The organism is Edaphobacter sp. (genome assembly GCF_035532915.1).
Classification (GTDB): Bacteria; Acidobacteriota; Terriglobia; order Terriglobales; family Acidobacteriaceae; genus Edaphobacter.
The window spans coordinates 1-15,179 of record NZ_DATKQC010000261.1 but is presented as its reverse complement, the minus strand read 5'-3'; the positions used below and the strand labels follow the sequence as shown (position 1 = coordinate 15,179).

Sequence of the window (15,179 nt, the reverse complement as noted above, 5' to 3'; positions counted from 1 at the left end):
TTTCATCTCATGCGCTGGAACCGCAGATTCCGGGGGGACGCCTGTTGACAGGTCGCCGGTTGAGAGTGGGAGTCTTAGGGCTTTGTGTCTGCCTTGCAGGGTCGTGGGCGGCTGCACAAAGCGTGTCTGCGAACCAGCTGGGCAACTCGACAAATCTGCTTGATGAGCCTCCGCGCTCATGGGTGGTGGCTGCTTCGGCAAATGAACTAATCGCCCTTCATCATCCGAACTCCTACTTGCGCTACCGAATGCATGTCATCGACAGTAAAGGCGATCAGGTTCGCGACGTCATCGAGAGCAAGGACGGCTCGGTTGCTCGGTTGATTCTAAAGGACGGACGTCCCTTGACCGAAGACGAGGACAAGGCGGAGCGGCAGCGTTTGAATGACATGATCGCGTCGCCGTCGGACTACTTCAAGCACGTCAAGAACGACGGCGAGGGCAGGAAACTGGCCGATCAGATGATACGGCTGATGCCGGATGCCATGATCTACACCTATGTTCCCGGACAGCCACAGACGGGCAGGAATCGCAGTGTCGAAGTTGTGCTGGACTACAAGCCCAATCCAAAGTTCTCGCCGCCCAGCACCCCGGCGCAAGCGCTAACAGGGCTGGAAGGGCGTGTGTGGATCGATGCTAAAAGCCATCAGGTCATTCGCATGGAAGGGACGATCTTTCGCGCGGTTAATTTCGGATGGGGCATCCTGGCGCATATCTATCCTGGCGGGCATCTTGTACTGGAGCAGGAAAGCGCGGGAGGCAACCGGTGGATCTTCACGAAGTTCAACGAAAACCTCAGCGTGCGCGCCCTGATGGTGAAGACGATTCATGTCCAGACCAATGTCGAAGCAGGATCGTTCCAAACCTTGCCTGCCCCTATCCCCTATAAGGATGCAGTACGGATGTTGCTCGATACTCCGCTACTTAAGAAGTAAATTCCCGACGCCTTCTCGCCGGTTTCGCGCTCAAGCGAGCACTCGGGATTTGGAGCGCAGAGTTTGTCGTCGGACCGTTAGTGCCTCAATGCGGTCTCGCTGCACAGCGTAGCCGATGCCGGCGGTGCCTGGAAGGACGATCTCGCCTTTTTTGCTGACTGTGACCGCGGGCTCGATAATGTCCTGCGACCAGTAGCGGCTGGAAGCGGAGACATCGCCAGGGAGCGAGAAGTTGGGTAGTGAGGAGAGCGCGATGTTGTGTGCGCGTCCAATGCCCGTCTCCAGCATACCGCCGCACCAGACCGGAATGCCGCGCTCGGCGGCGGCATTGTGGATGGCGATCGCTTCGCTGAAACCGCCGACGCGACCTACCTTGATATTGATAATGCGACAGGACTCCATGGCAATTGCCGCAAGGGCATCACGGCGGTTGCGGATAGATTCATCGAGACAGATTGCGGTTTTAATGCGCTTCTGCAGCATGGAGTGAAAGTAAAAGTCGTCGTACCAGAGGGGCTGCTCGATCATCAGCAGGTTGAACTGGTCCCAACTGGCGAGGTGATCGAAGTCTTTCATGCGGTAGGCCGAGTTTGCATCACAGCTTAGCGTGATGTCAGGCCAACGGGCTCGTACCGTCTCAAATATTTGCATATCCCAGCCGGGTTTGCACTTGAGCTTGATGCGTTGATAACCGGCTTCAACCTCGGTGGAAATCTTCTCCATAAGCTGCTCGACCGAAGGTTGAATGCCGATCGAGACACCGCAGGCAATGACGGGGCGCGTGCCGCCGAGAAGCTGCGCCAGTGGAACCTGTTCCACCTGCGCCTTTAGATCCCACACTGCGTTCTCCAGCGCCGCCTTAGCCATGCGATGGCCGCGGACCTGCCGGAATAGTCCCGGGCAACTGCCGCCGCCCTGCAGTTCAGCGTCGAGCAGACGCGGTGCCAGCTCTGTCTCAGTGATGATCCACGCGGTGTCGATCATCTCGTCGCTGAAGTAGGGATGCTCGCCGGCGACACACTCGCCCCATGCGGTAAGGCCATCGGATTCGATCTCGACCAGAAGAATTCGGCGGCCCGTAGTAAGGCCAAAGCTGGTCTCAAATGGATGGGCCAACGGCATATTGATCTCGCGCAGGTGGATTGCATCGATCTTGAGCATGGGCATTCCCGTATTTCGAGGATTCAAGAATTCAAGTTATGGGTGACGGCACACGAGGTAAGATTCGTTCCTGAAAAATTTAGGCAAGTTTCATATTCGGGAAAATCCATCCCATTGGCCAAGAAGAAATGCGCCGTTGCCTTCGGAGTCGCGTTCGTAGCCGATGACGGCGAGTCCACGTTGGAATGCTGCCTGGAGCGCCTCCCTGTTTTGGCTTTGCACTGCCTGCGCCAAACTTCGCTGCGGTGCGTCCTGCTTCCACTGGTAGATGGCGTGCGGGACAGTGATTCGTTCGAGGATTTCAAGCGGCAGCGCTTCTCCGCTGAGCAGATCGCTTACTCGCTCTGAGCGCAGCCACCACTCCGCGTATAGCCTATCCGTCGGCAGGCCGCCTTGCAATGGGGACGAGGAGGGCCCGTAGAAGTCGGGCTGATAGCGGCGCACGATAGCTCCAAGCCGAGCGATGTTGAGATAAGCATTCTTGATCTCCAGAGGGTCGAAGGTCCACTCCATCAGATCGAAGCCGCGAGTGAGTGCGTCGTCGCGCTGAGCGAGCTTAAGGCGGCGCCCCAGACCGGCGTTACGATATGCCGGAAGGACGGCCAACATGTGTGAGTGGAGATACGCGTGGCCATCGCGAAAGCCGGGCAACGACATGGCAAAGCCGACTATGGTGTCTCCATCGAAAGCCCCGAGGACCTGGCCGCCGATGCGTTGCGCGACCATGAAGATGCGTCGAGGAACGACATCCCCGTCGCTATAACCCCAGGTCTCCAGTTGCAGCACAACGCAGCGCTCGAAGTCTTCGAGGGTGGCAAGCGGCGCGATGCGGGAATCGCTTTGTGGACATGTATTCATGGCTTCGATAATTTATTCTTCGCCTGACTCCATAACTCTTCGAGCTGCGACGGTGTAAGTGCTCCCAGCGCGTCTGCATTGCCAGCTGCCGATTCCATGGCGGCAAAGCGGCGTCGAAATTTCGCATTGCAGGAACGGAGCGCGGATTCAGGGTCGATCTTGAGATGACGCGCAAGGTTGATGGCAGTAAAGAGCACGTCGCCCAGTTCTTCTTCGGCTGCTGAAGTTGCAGCATGTTCTTCCTCGGAGAGCTCGGCTTTAAGCTCGGCGATCTCTTCCTGCAGCTTGTCGAAGAGGCCGTCTGCGTTGGGCCAGTCGAAGCCCACCTTAGCAGCGCGCGAGCTCAGCTTCGACGCCTCCAGCATTGAAGGCATGGTGCGTGGAATGTCATCGAGCAGAGACGACTGTGCCTCTGCCTTCTCTGCTTTTTCTGCGCGCTTGATCTGCTCCCAGTTACGGAGGACGGCGTTGGAATCGGTGGCCTCTACGTCACCGAAGATGTGCGGATGGCGGCGGATGAGCTTGGCGTTTAGGTTGGCAGCCACATCTTCGATGGTGAAGTAGCCTGCCTCAGTGGCCATCTGCGCGTAGAAGAGGACTTGTAGAAGGAGGTCGCCAAGCTCATCTTTCAGGTCAGGCCAAGCGCGGCGCTCAATGGCGTCGAAGACCTCGTAGGTCTCTTCTAACGTATGGCGCTTGATGGTGTCGAAGGTCTGCTCGCGGTCCCAGGGACAGCCTGCCGGGCCACGCAGACGCGCCATGATGGCGATCGACTCGGCAATTGTCTTTGCATTGGTGGGGACAGCTTCTTCGAAGTTAGGCTCTGCCATAGCCTCCACTTTACCCGATATGGCGCGTCCTCTGACGCGGAGAATGGTGCGATTACTTTGCAGACATACATGCTGGAAAGATCTGAAAAAGGCCGCTGGGCCTGCTTTCAAAGCAGGCCCAGCGGCATTACAGGTGGATCAACTTTGCTACGAACTACAACTGGCCGTTCGGTGTGGTCGTAGCCGCGCCTGTTGCGGGGGCACCAGGAGCATTTGCCATGTTAGACATCAGTTTTATGTTGACGCGACGGTTCTGCGCACGTCCCGCCGCTGTATGGTTGCTGGCAACTGCTTGGTCTTTGCCGATGCCAATAAGGTAAAACTTATGCGGCGGAATGTTGTACTTCGCAGCCAAGTAGTTTACGACGGCATCTGCGCGGCGCTGACTCAACTGGTAGTTGTAGTTGGCATCGCCGGTAGAATCGGTGCCGCCTGTGACTTCAAGAATGTAGCCCCGAGCACTGGAGAGGTTCGAAGCGAAGCTATCTAACTTCTTTTTGTCCGAAGAGGTCAACGTAGCCTTGTCGAAGCGGAAGGTGACATCCAGATCGGACAGCGGCTTATAGTTGTCGAGGTTCGCGACAACACCGGTCAGGCTGTCAACGCGATTGTAGGCTTCCTGTGCGGACTGGTTCGCTGTGTCGGCAGACTGGCCAGCAGCGACTGCGTGCTGGTTAGCGGTGTCGGCAGCAGTCTGAGCCCCGGCGATGCCTTTCTGAGCGCGCTCGTCTGTGTCGAGAATGTTGCGATGATCCGCGGCGGTTTTGGCGTCGAGTTCATTGGTCTGTTGAACGAGAGGCGCCGCCTGAGAACGGACATAGTTCTTGCTGGAGCACCCTACAGTGCAGGCAACAACGAAGGCGCTGGCGAGAAAAACGGTGCAGGCAGATTTGATCTTCATCATCTCGGTACGATCTAATCGCATATTGGAGCTCATTGGTTTCATCTCCTGTGTGTTGATGACAATCTCTTCAACACCTTTTACTGATGCAATTCCACTGCCAAATGATCATCTATCTAAGGCTATTATTTTCAATCACATAAAGTCTAACCTCCAGTGATGGCTTTTCCAAGAGGCTGAAAGATCGGGAACTTTTGATTCGACGCCGCGTCAAATCTACTGAGTTGATCTGTGTGGGAAGCTGATGCGGCTTTGAGCGTCTACACTGAGACGCGACACCGAAATTCCATGGATCTCTACCAGAAAACCCGGACCATTCCCACTCAGCCAGGCTGCTACCTGTATAAGAACGCCGAGGGCGAGGTGATCTACGTCGGCAAGGCGAAGAACCTGCGGGCGAGGGTGCGGTCGTATTTTCTGGAGGCTTCGCAGGCGAATGCAAAGACCGGCTCGCTGATGCGCGAGGCCGTGGATGTGGAGTACATCACGGTCGCCAACGAGCATGAGGCGCTCGCGCTAGAAAATAACCTCATCAAGCAGAAGAAGCCGCGGTTCAATATTCTTCTGCGCGATGACAAGACCTATCCGTATATCAAGCTGACGCTGCACGACCGCCATCCCAAGGTCTTTGTGACACGGCGGTTGAAGAAAGATGGCTCCGCCTACTTTGGGCCTTACTTTCCCGGCAACCTGGCGTACCGTCTGGTGGACTTGATTCATCGCAGCTTTCTGATTCCCAGTTGCAAGGTTGATCTGTCACGCTACCATCCGCGAGCATGCCTGCAGTACTATATCAAGCGTTGCCTGGGGCCTTGCGTCGAAGGACTCACCACACCTGAAGCCTATAAAGAGACCATCCGCGATGTGCAGCTTTTTCTCGAAGGGCGGACCGACGAGTTGGAACAGTCGCTGACCCGGCGGATGGAAGAGGCTGCAGAGACGGAGCAGTTTGAACTGGCAGGACGGCTGCGCGATCAGATCGTGACCGTTCACCAGATGAACGACAAGCAGCGGATGGCGACGACCGACAATGAGGATGCGGACGTCTTCGGCTATCACTACGAGAACGAGATGCTCGCGGTGAACCTCTTTCACATGCGCGGCGGGAAGATCGTCGACCGACGCGATTTCTTCTGGGAGGACCTGCCGGAGTTTCTGTCGGAGACGCTAACCGAGCACACTGCGGAGAAAGATGAGATCGAGACGCTGCCACGGATCGAGCCTGATCCTGCAGTCACCGCTCCGGAGATTGGCGAGGGTGCGGAGATGGTGCAGCATGCGCCGGTATCGGAGTTGGGCGCTGCATTCAATCCATCGGTCTTCTTCTCTGCCCTGCTGAAGCAGCTTTATCTCGACCAGAACTACGTTCCGCGATCGGTTCTTGTGCCAGTCGAATTTCCCGACCGCGCGGTGCTTGGCGAGATGCTGTCGGAGCGGACAGGAAAGCGCGTCGAAATTCTCGTGCCGCAGCGTGGGGAAAAGCGGTCGCTCGTCGATCTGGTGTGCCAGAACGCAAAGCAATCGTACGATCAGCGGTTCCGCGTGCTGCAACCCGGTATGAAGGCGATTCAGGAGGCGCTACAAGATGCGCTGACGCTCGAAGAACTGCCGCGCCGGATCGAGTGCTTCGACATCTCGCACATTCAGGGCGCTGAAACGGTAGCCTCCATGGTCGTGTGGGAAGACGGCGCTATGAAGAAATCCGACTATCGCAAGTTTCAGGTAAAGACGGTGAGCGGCGTCGACGACTTTGCAAGCATGCGCGAGGTGATTCAGCGACGCTACAGGCGGCTGCAGGAGGACAAGAAGCCCTTCCCGTCGCTCATCCTGATTGACGGTGGGCTTGGGCAGCTTCACGCAGCCTATGCTGCGCTCGAAGAAATTGGCATCACGCTACAACCGCTCGCATCCATTGCAAAGCGCGAGGAAATCATCTACGTCTACGGACAGGAAAATGAGCCGGTCGTACTCGACCGCCGCTCCCCTGTGCTGCACCTGATGCAGAGGATTCGCGATGAAAGCCACCGTTTCGCCGTCACCTATCATCGCAAGCGGCGAGAGATGCGCGACCGCGATAGCGAGCTGTTGGCGATTCCAGGAGTAGGGCCACGGACGCGACAACGATTGCTCGAACACTTCGGTAGCGTACGCGGAATCAGGCAGGCAAGCCCGGATGCACTGACTGCCGTGGTGAACGCCGCCACCGCCGAGAAAATTCGCAAGCACTTCGAGGAATCGCAATCTGAGACATCAGGCAAGCTTGTGCTGCCGGTCTTGAACTAAACCGCTATGCGCTGTACTCGCTGTAGTGTGAGCGAATACGTTCAGGCTTGATGAGTTTGAGCGTGATGTACATAGCGGGCACCAGAAAAAAGAGCGATCCCATGACCCACATGATGACCGCACCGAGCACCTGGTCGGCAAGCGGTGTGAGGTGGAAAGGATTAGGCTCCGTCAGATAATAGGGATACATCGGCCTGGTGCAGAAGGCGAGGAATGCCGAGAGCCCGGTGTTCACCACATCCGCCGACAGCAGATAGAGAATCACTCCCCAGCTATAGAAACGACTGCTGCTAGGCCATGGCCGGATGATCGGCCACCAGAAGATCAACGAAGCAGATAGAAAGCACATGTGCTCGAAGATGTGCCAGTTCTCGTGCTCTAGCGCGTAGTCATACGCTCCGGGCACATGCCATGCCAGGAAGATCAGATTCATGACCAGCCATGCGACGCGAAGCCGCGTCAACCAGTGTGTGAAGCTGCGCAGCGGGCGATTGCGAAGCAGCGGGCCGAGCATATACCGCAGCACCGGACGAGGCAGTCCACGCAGTAGTGGCACCGTTGGGTTGCCCAGCAGGGCCAGCGGCGGCACGACCGACATCAGCAGCAAATGCTCAATCATGTGCGCGCTGAGCATCGCATCGGCGAACGCGTCCATGGGCGATCCGATGGCAAACCACAGCGTCGCCATCGCCAACAGAAAGCTCCACAGTCTCCATGTTGGAAATTGCGCGGGCCGTGTCCTGCGAATCGCCAGCCATCCTCGAAAGTACACGATGGAAGTGAGCACCACCATCGTGGAGAGAAACCAGGATGGCTCCCATGCATCGAAGGTCGATTGGATATCAGCGGCCATGCAACGGCATTTCTATCGCTTCTCCTGCACCGGTGATTTTTCGGACAGGTGCGATTGTCCTGACGGTTTCATTTCGCCGGGAACAGTTGTCTCTGGAGGATTCTCTCCCATCAGAGCGCGGGAGGCATCTTGCGCTGGCCGGAGATCATTCCCGGTTAACGTCTTAAGAAAAGCAACCAGCGCCGTGGTCTCGGCGGGGCTAAGCGCATTGCCGTAAGCCGGCATATTGCCGCCGCCCTGCAGTACCTGACGCACCAACTGATCCTCTGTCAGACGCGTTGCCACAGAGTCGAGTTCGGGACCTCGCTGTCCGCCCTGACCGCCAACCTCGTGGCAGTTGCGGCACTGCTTGTTCTGAAAGACGAGGGCACCCTCTCGCTCCAGCGGCGTTCGCTCATGAAGGTACTTCTGGGGAACAGCGTCGCTGCTCCATGCATTCATCACCGGGCTCCACGGAGTGGTGATACCCAGGCGGGTAAAGACGCCGAGCGACACGGCAATGACCGAGACCATCAACACGGCAACCGGACGGCGGCTCCAGTGCTTTTCGCCTTCGCCTGCCACCAGAGGCAGCAACAGCATCGCTCCGATGATGAGTACTGGCGCAATCAGGATGATCGGCGTCTCCATCTCGGGGGGAAGAAGGGAGAGCACGGCAAAGAGCCAAAGGAAGGGGCCATCGGGCTTCGGTGTCGTCTGAATAATGGTGGGATCAGGCTGGCCGGTTGGGCCAAAAGGCCCAAAGAAGAAGGCGCACGCCATAACCGACAGGATGATGGCAGCGGCGAAGATCGCATCCTTCCATGCGCCATCCGGAACAAAGGGAATTCCGTCTTCTTTCGTGAGCTTGTGGTATTCCGCTTCGTAGGTGGCTTTGCGAACGATGCGGCCGGGCATCGGCCACTCGTTAATTCCAAGCCGTAGCACCATCACCAGATGGAGTGCGACGCCAGCCAACAGAAGGCCCGGGATAACGAAGACATGCAGCGTAAAGAACCGCGAGAGCGTAGCGCTGCCGATGATCGGGCCGCCGAGCAGGAAATGCACGAGAGGAGCGCCGATGACGGGCACGCGACTCATAATCGACGCGCCGATGCCGAGGCCCCAGTAAGCGTCCTGATCGAACCGCAGTACCTGTCCGGTGAAGGCCATACCCAAGGTCAGCAGTAAAAGAAACACACCGATGATCCAGGTCAGTTCGCGTGGAAATTTGTACGCCCCGAACATGAACACCTGCACCATGTGGATCAGCACGATGGCGATCATGAAATCCGATCCCCATCCATGCAGCGCTCGCAGGAACCAACCCAGCTCAACATTATTGTTGAGGAACTGGAGGCTGCTCCATGCGTGGTTCGCCGACGGCGTGTATACCAGCGCCAGCATGATGCCGGTCATGATCTGCAGGACGAACAACACGGTAGCGGCACTGCCAAAGACATACCACCAGCTGGCGCTGCTTGCTGGAATAGGATGCTCCGCCGCTTCGATCGCTGGCTTCGCAAGACCGAGACGATGCTCGAACCACTCGTACACTTCGATGCCGGCCTTCTGCAGACCTTTCTTATTTAGCTCTGCCATGTTGCACGTCCAATTTTATCCAGTGGAACAAAGTTGGCATTCTGCGCGCTGGCCGGTGTGGAAAGCGTCGGCAGTTCGCCCGCATTAATCATCAGTTTGGCTCCAGCTACTCTGTATTTGTATTCGAACAAGCCACGCTCCGGCGGCCCGGCAGCACGCGATCCGTCCTGGTAGTAAGCACCGCCGTGGCAGGGGCAGAGGAAGAGTTTCGACTCTGCGAACCAGCGCACCGGGCACCCGAGATGAGCGCAGTTGATCGCAAAGACCTGAAAGTCGTTGCCCGACTTTCTGCGAACCCAACAGGCAACATTACCTGTCTGGCCGTCCCACTCCGTAGTCGACGGATTGCGGTAGTCAGCCAGCCTGGTCTCGCCTTCAGGAAAATCATCAACGTCCCCAAGCGCGATCCAGGAATGATAGGAGTTCTTCTTTTGAATGACCGGCCCCAGCAGATATCGCACGATGGGCACAGCAAGCACCACACCTACAGCTCCATTGAGCAGCAAGGACAATTTGAAGAGGAAGACCCGACGGGAATGGTCTTTCGGTCCGCTCTTCGGCTCGCTCTGCAATTTATTCTCCTCTGGGCTCAAATCACCGGTAAGGCGATCGCTATGTTGTTCGCTCATCTGTGTCTCCGTGTTGCCAGTTACTGCTGAGGCTGTGCTGTAGGGGCTGCCGCCGGATATTGTTGACCGGGGAACTGCGTCCGGTGCGACACCAACCAGGCCACGATGTCCGTTACTTCCTTGTCGGTCATGGCATGGGATGGAACGTCGCCGCGCCAGTCGGGCATTCCCTGCCCCGGCAGTCCGACAATCGTAGTCGTGCGCAGGCTTTGATCGCTTACCAGCGCCAGATAAGAAGGATCGACAATGGAGCCGTGGCTGACATTCGCCCCATCGTTCTTGGCCGGAATCCCGGTCCCATCGGAACCATGGCAGCGTGCGCAATACGTAGTGAAGGTTTGCTGGCCCTGCTGAACATCGCCTGTGCCGGTGGGGGCGTAGGACGGAGGATTCTGTCCCGAGAGCGCCTGAGGCTTGCCCCATTGGTGCATCATGCCGTCCACCAGATCGTGTACTTGTTGGTCGGTCAGCATGCCTCCCGCGCTCTGTGCGAACGGCGGCATCAGCGTACCCGGAATGCCCTTCGCTGTAATGCGAAGCAACGTGTCTTCTCCAGCGAGGGACAAGTACTCGGCGTTCGCCAGCGACGTGGCAGCACCCTGGCTTCCGTTATCACCGTGGCAGGCGGCGCAGTTCTGTTTATAGAGCATAGCGAAGTCGTGTATCTGGTCCGGACGCGGAACTTCCGGCTCGGCCTTGGGACGCCCGGGAGCGCTATTGCAGCCAAAGGTAGCGAAGGCCAACAAGGAAACTGCAGCGATAGAGAAGAGAGTCTGCGCTTTCATTATTCGTCCTCCCCTTCTCTCTTGTGAGCGCCTTCGAGTCCTGCGCGCAGCGTGAATGGCAGCGAGCGGAACTGCTCGGTTCGTACCTGAACTTGAAGATTCACAACGAAGCCACAGACCAGCCCGAACGTAATTTGCGAGACCACAAACCACAGCCAATCGATGCGCTGATCGAGAATCGGGCTGATAACGCCAAGGGCGCTGTAAAGAATTCCTGTCCACAAAAACGGAGCTGCGAAGCCCGCTGTAAAGATCGGCTTCCAGGGAAACATCGGAAGCATCGCGCCGTAGAGCAGCCCGACCAGCAACGACGTCACAATATGAATCGCCAACGCTGCGAGCAGTCCCTCTGGATGAAACGCCGAGAGGAATGCATTGCTCGCATTGGCCCAGCTCACAAAGCCGCCGGCTGCCAGCAGGTTCATCGAGTACCAGAGGCTGTGATAGCGGATGAGGCCATAGAGGGTGGCCGGCACAATCATCGCGAGTCCACCGGCGATGCCGCCCTTCACCCCGGCCAGCATGGTGTAGGTCTCATACGGCAGAACCTGGCGATGGTCCTCGCTGATCGGGATGCGGATGACATTGGTACGACGCGAGGTGATGGTTTCGATCCGCGTGGTAACGGGCACTCCCATGTGCGCCTCGTGCGGCAATACCTGGCGAAACCAGCCGACCGTCGACATCAGCACCAACACAACGCCAAGCAGGCTGATGACCCAGTTGGTCACAAGCCCCGACAGCAGCAGCGTGATGCCGAGCGAGAGAACGATGGGCCACGAGGTGGGCGTCGGCAGATTCACCACTCCCTGATGGTCTTGTCCGTGTTCTGATTCAGCGACTGACATCGAGTGCCTTTCCAGCGTTATTGAACATATACAAAGTCTTTACCGTCCGAGAACATACACAACCGTGAACACGATGACCCATACTGCGTCGACGAAATGCCAGTAGAGTGAAAGCACGTCCAAACGGTGCGCATGCTTCTCATTCACATGGCCGGTCAGGCCAAAGATCAAGGCGGCAATCAGCATCAGCAGACCGACGATGACGTGGGTCGCGTGCAGCCCGACCAGCGAATAAAACGTCGTGCCGAAGAGATTCGTCCGGATCGTCAGGCCATCGACATAGATCAGGTGATACCACTCCATGCCGGTCCCGACAAGGAAGATAGCGCCAAGAGCTACCGTTAGCGCAAGCCACGCATTGAACGCGCCTATCTTGCTCTTTCGCAGCGCCACCACCGCCCAGTGAAGCGTAAAGCTGCTCGAAAGCAGGCAGATCGTGGTGAAGATCGGCAGCTCGAGTACCTGCCGCGGAGTAGGACCACCGAGGCTCTGCCCCATGTAGAAAATGTACGCGACCACGAAGATGACGAAGATCGCGGACTCCGCAATGATCAGGCAAGCCATGCCGATCGTTCCGCGATCAGGCAGTATCCATGGCTCGTCGGCTGGGTCGGGAGTAATAGGAATCGTGCTCATCGATAATCTCTCATTCGTAGTTCCAGTCAGGGTCTTCCGGATGCTTGATGTCCCAGAGTGGACGGCGGCTATGGACGATCGGTGTCGTAGCGAAGTTATAGGACGGCGGCGGCGAAGCGGTGGACCATTCCAGCGTCCACGCATCCCAGGGATCGTTGCCCGCCACCTCTCCCTTGTAATAGGAGTGGACCAGGTTGTAGACGAAGATCAGCGTGGCGATGGCCTGAATGATCGCGCCGATGCTGACGATCAGGTTCCAGATCTCCCATCCGCGGCCGGGCTCGTACGTATAGATACGGCGCGGCATGCCCAGCAGACCGGGAATGTGCATAAAGTCGAACGTCATGTGGAAGCCGATGACCATCAGCCAGAAGTGCCATTTTCCCAGACGCTCGCTCATCATGCGGCCGGTCGCCTTCGGGAACCAGTAGTAGAAGGCCGCAAAGATCATAAAGAGAATTGCGCCGACCAGGACGTAGTGAAAGTGCGCTACCACAAAATATGAGCCGGTAAGCTGCCAGTCGAAGGGCGCGACCGAGAGCATGATGCCGGTCAGTCCGGCGATGAGGAACTGGAACAGAAAACCGACGCTGAACAACATCGGGCTGGCAAAGCGTATCTTGCCGCCCCAAATCGTCGCCAGCCAGTTGAAGATCTTGATGCCGGTCGGCACCGAGATAATCATCGTCGAAAAGACAAAGAAGACATTGGCCCCCGCTCCCATGCCGACGGCGAACATATGGTGCGCCCATACGCTCAAACTGATAAAGCCGATGCCGACCGAAGCGGCCACCATGGCCGGGTAACCAAAGATCGCCTTGCGCGAGAACACCGGGATAATCTCATTGGCAAAGGCAAAGGCGGGAAGCACCAGGATATAGACCTCAGGGTGCCCGAAGATCCAGAAAAAGTGCATCCACAGGATCGCTGAACCGCCCGCCTGCGTGTCGAAGAAATGCGAGCCGACGTAGCGGTCGAGCATCAGCATAATCTGCGCCGCCGTCAGCGGGCTGACCGCGATAAAAACCATGCTCCCCGTCACCAGATAAAGCCACGAAAGCAACGGCATCCGGTTCAGCTTCATGCCGGGGCAACGCATGCAGATGATCGTAACGACGATGTTGAGCGCCGTACCGATGCTTCCGATACCGCTCAACAAAATACTCAGCGTCCAATAGTCCGTGCTATGACCGGGCGAAAAGACCCTCGCCGTCAGCGGAGCATACGCGAACCATCCAACATCGGGAGCGCTTCCCGCTCCGTAAAGACCCGATCCACCGATAAAGCTGTAATACAGCAAAAAGCCGCCGAATGCGGAGATCCAGAAGCTGAAGGCGTTCAACCGTGGAAACGCCATATCTCGCGCGCCAATCATCAGCGGGACAAGGTAGTTTCCAAAGCCGAACAGAATCGGCATGCCCACAAAGAAGACCATCGTGGTCCCATGCAGCGTGAACATCCGATTGAAGACCTCTGGCGAGACAAAGGTGTTATGCGGCACAGCAAGCTGAATCCGCATGACGATCGCTTCAATTCCCCCGATTACCAGGAAGATCAGCGAGTAGGCAATGTACATCAGGCCGATCTTTTTGTGATCGACCGTGGTCACCCAGTCGTAAAGCACCTCAAGGAATAATTGCCGCGGTTTTTCGACCGGCGTCAGATCAATTGCTTCCACCGATGAGAGGCCAGACACGGAATCAGCCATCGTTTCCTTTCTTCAGTCCATCAGGCCAGCGAACTTCAGTCCGGGCTGCCTGGGTGATCTGCCGATTAATGAAGCGTCGTCAGGTACGCTGTGATCGCGTTCAGATCGTGATCGTTCAAATGCATGGGTGGCATCAAGGCACCAGGCTTGAAAGTGTCCGGGTTATCGATCCACTTCTTAAGGTTTTCGGGGTTATTCACAACCGCACCCGAGGCAATCGTGTCGCGGCTGGCCAGATGCGTCAAGTCAGGGCCGAAGCGCCCATTGGCCGGCGTACCCGTGACCGTGTGGCAGTTGACGCAAGCATTGTGCAGAAATACGTCGCGCCCCTCGGCAACCGCAGGATCTTCAACGGCAGGCTTCTGCTGTTGCGTCACCCAGGCTGCAAATTCCTTCGGCGTGTCCGCATAGACCCGCAAAAGCATCTTGGCATGCTGCACGCCGCAATACTGAGCGCACTGCCCCAGATAAAGTCCAGGCTTCTCGGGGTCGATCCACATCGTGTTGACGCGATTGGGAATCAGGTCCATCTTGCCTGCAAGGCGGGGCACCCAGAAGCTGTGATCGAGATCGGCGGACGACATCTCCAGATAGGTCGGCGTGGGATGCGCGGGGTCGCTCACCGGCACATGTAACTCATTCGCCGTGACAATGCCCAGCTTGGGATAGCGATACTCCCACCAGAACTGATGACCCACGACCACCACATCAACCGCGTCGGCTGGCTTCTTTGCATCCTGCGTGGCAAGAATCACACGCGACGTTGTAAGAAACAGCATGACAACGATTAGCGCCGGAATTACCGTCCAGGCAAGTTCAATCTGATTGCTGCCGTAGATCTGTGTCGGCTCGTTATAAGTCAGCAGGTTGCGGTGCCGGTAGCGAATCAACGCATAGGTCAACAGACCGGCAACAATCAAAAAAATCAGGCCGGTAATGCTCAGCACAAACATCGAAAGCGTGAAAATCCAATGCGACGGAGTCCCCGCCGGAGAAAAGATGCTGGTCGAGCTTTGCGCAAAGTAGGAAGGAGAATGTATAAACATCCCAGCCACCGCAGACCGGTGAGCAGGGGCGGAAGCAGCGGATAATCCAAACGCAGAAGGAACCAGCATTAAAAAACAGCTACTGGCTAGAAAGCCGATTTGTAATGCTCTGCGACCCACGAGCG

General features: G+C 57.2%; 14 protein-coding genes. 2 read left to right on the top strand and 12 right to left on the bottom strand.

Annotated features, from left to right (window positions below; translation table 11 throughout):
- The coding region (locus VMU57_RS12605) for a hypothetical protein (protein WP_325383903.1) at positions 1 to 935 on the top strand (935 nt) is incomplete at its 5' end.
- A gap of 30 nt (positions 936 to 965) precedes the next feature.
- Here VMU57_RS12605 and menC read toward each other — a convergent pair.
- From menC to VMU57_RS12585, 4 genes are all read right to left on the bottom strand, one after another.
- Positions 966 to 2,096: an o-succinylbenzoate synthase gene (gene menC, locus VMU57_RS12600; RefSeq protein WP_325383901.1), complete on the bottom strand. Its 1,131-nt coding sequence runs from the start codon at positions 2,094 to 2,096 to the stop codon at positions 966 to 968.
- 90 nt (positions 2,097 to 2,186) lie between these two features.
- Positions 2,187 to 2,954: a GNAT family N-acetyltransferase gene (locus VMU57_RS12595; RefSeq protein ID WP_325383899.1), complete on the bottom strand. Its 768-nt coding sequence runs from the start codon at positions 2,952 to 2,954 to the stop codon at positions 2,187 to 2,189.
- Entirely contained in the window at positions 2,951 to 3,784 is an 834-nt protein-coding gene (gene mazG / locus VMU57_RS12590) for a nucleoside triphosphate pyrophosphohydrolase (protein WP_325383898.1), read from the bottom strand. Before mazG ends, VMU57_RS12595 begins: the two co-directional genes overlap by 4 nt.
- Before the next feature lie 154 nt (positions 3,785 to 3,938).
- The gene (locus tag VMU57_RS12585) at positions 3,939 to 4,721 is read right to left on the bottom strand and encodes an OmpA family protein (RefSeq protein WP_325383896.1); all 783 of its coding nucleotides are present in this window, start codon (positions 4,719 to 4,721) and stop codon (positions 3,939 to 3,941) included.
- A 252-nt stretch (positions 4,722 to 4,973) separates the two neighbouring features.
- Between VMU57_RS12585 and uvrC the strand changes: the two genes are divergently transcribed.
- Positions 4,974 to 6,968 carry an excinuclease ABC subunit UvrC gene (uvrC, locus tag VMU57_RS12580; protein ID WP_325383894.1) on the top strand — a complete coding sequence of 665 codons (1,995 nt, stop codon included), beginning with the start codon at positions 4,974 to 4,976 and terminating at the stop codon, positions 6,966 to 6,968.
- Between the two features lie 4 nt (positions 6,969 to 6,972).
- On the opposite strand, the gene VMU57_RS12575 is transcribed toward uvrC, so the two are convergent.
- From VMU57_RS12575 to coxB, 8 genes are all read right to left on the bottom strand, one after another.
- Positions 6,973 to 7,821, bottom strand: a complete 849-nt coding sequence (locus VMU57_RS12575; protein ID WP_325383892.1) for a cytochrome c oxidase assembly protein — start codon at positions 7,819 to 7,821, stop codon at positions 6,973 to 6,975.
- Positions 7,822 to 7,833: 12 nt separating this feature from the next.
- Complete coding sequence (locus VMU57_RS12570; RefSeq protein ID WP_325383890.1) at positions 7,834 to 9,402, bottom strand: cytochrome b N-terminal domain-containing protein; 1,569 nt, start codon at positions 9,400 to 9,402, stop codon at positions 7,834 to 7,836.
- A complete protein-coding gene (locus tag VMU57_RS12565) occupies positions 9,390 to 10,031 on the bottom strand; it encodes a Rieske (2Fe-2S) protein (RefSeq protein ID WP_325383888.1) in 642 nt (213 codons plus the stop codon). The genes VMU57_RS12570 and VMU57_RS12565 overlap by 13 nt, the downstream gene beginning before the upstream one ends.
- A gap of 20 nt (positions 10,032 to 10,051) precedes the next feature.
- Entirely contained in the window at positions 10,052 to 10,816 is a 765-nt protein-coding gene (locus VMU57_RS12560) for a c-type cytochrome (protein WP_325383886.1), read from the bottom strand.
- Entirely contained in the window at positions 10,816 to 11,664 is an 849-nt protein-coding gene (locus tag VMU57_RS12555) for a hypothetical protein (RefSeq protein WP_325383884.1), read from the bottom strand. The genes VMU57_RS12560 and VMU57_RS12555 overlap by 1 nt, the downstream gene beginning before the upstream one ends.
- 39 nt (positions 11,665 to 11,703) lie before the next feature.
- Complete coding sequence (locus VMU57_RS12550) at positions 11,704 to 12,300, bottom strand: heme-copper oxidase subunit III (RefSeq protein ID WP_325383882.1); 597 nt, start codon at positions 12,298 to 12,300, stop codon at positions 11,704 to 11,706.
- Positions 12,301 to 12,310: 10 nt separating this feature from the next.
- A complete protein-coding gene (gene ctaD, locus VMU57_RS12545; RefSeq protein WP_325383880.1) occupies positions 12,311 to 14,008 on the bottom strand; it encodes a cytochrome c oxidase subunit I in 1,698 nt (565 codons plus the stop codon).
- A 65-nt stretch (positions 14,009 to 14,073) separates the two neighbouring features.
- Complete coding sequence (coxB, locus tag VMU57_RS12540; protein WP_325383878.1) at positions 14,074 to 15,054, bottom strand: cytochrome c oxidase subunit II; 981 nt, start codon at positions 15,052 to 15,054, stop codon at positions 14,074 to 14,076.
- Positions 15,055 to 15,179: the final 125 nt, after the last annotated feature.

Excerpts from the sequence above, each read along its gene's own strand:
- menC (WP_325383901.1), bottom strand. The coding sequence starts at position 2,096 with ATGCTCAAGATCGATGCAATCCACCTGCGCGAGATCAATATGCCGTTG.
- VMU57_RS12595 (WP_325383899.1), bottom strand. The coding sequence starts at position 2,954 with ATGAATACATGTCCACAAAGCGATTCCCGCATCGCGCCGCTTGCCACC.
- mazG (WP_325383898.1), bottom strand. The coding sequence starts at position 3,784 with ATGGCAGAGCCTAACTTCGAAGAAGCTGTCCCCACCAATGCAAAGACA.
- VMU57_RS12585 (WP_325383896.1), bottom strand. The coding sequence starts at position 4,721 with ATGAGCTCCAATATGCGATTAGATCGTACCGAGATGATGAAGATCAAA.
- uvrC (WP_325383894.1), top strand. The coding sequence starts at position 4,974 with ATGGATCTCTACCAGAAAACCCGGACCATTCCCACTCAGCCAGGCTGC.
- VMU57_RS12575 (WP_325383892.1), bottom strand. The coding sequence starts at position 7,821 with ATGGCCGCTGATATCCAATCGACCTTCGATGCATGGGAGCCATCCTGG.
- VMU57_RS12570 (WP_325383890.1), bottom strand. The coding sequence starts at position 9,402 with ATGGCAGAGCTAAATAAGAAAGGTCTGCAGAAGGCCGGCATCGAAGTG.
- VMU57_RS12565 (WP_325383888.1), bottom strand. The coding sequence starts at position 10,031 with ATGAGCGAACAACATAGCGATCGCCTTACCGGTGATTTGAGCCCAGAG.
- VMU57_RS12560 (WP_325383886.1), bottom strand. The coding sequence starts at position 10,816 with ATGAAAGCGCAGACTCTCTTCTCTATCGCTGCAGTTTCCTTGTTGGCC.
- VMU57_RS12555 (WP_325383884.1), bottom strand. The coding sequence starts at position 11,664 with ATGTCAGTCGCTGAATCAGAACACGGACAAGACCATCAGGGAGTGGTG.
- VMU57_RS12550 (WP_325383882.1), bottom strand. The coding sequence starts at position 12,300 with ATGAGCACGATTCCTATTACTCCCGACCCAGCCGACGAGCCATGGATA.
- ctaD (WP_325383880.1), bottom strand. The coding sequence starts at position 14,008 with ATGGCTGATTCCGTGTCTGGCCTCTCATCGGTGGAAGCAATTGATCTG.
- coxB (WP_325383878.1), bottom strand. The coding sequence starts at position 15,054 with ATGTTTATACATTCTCCTTCCTACTTTGCGCAAAGCTCGACCAGCATC.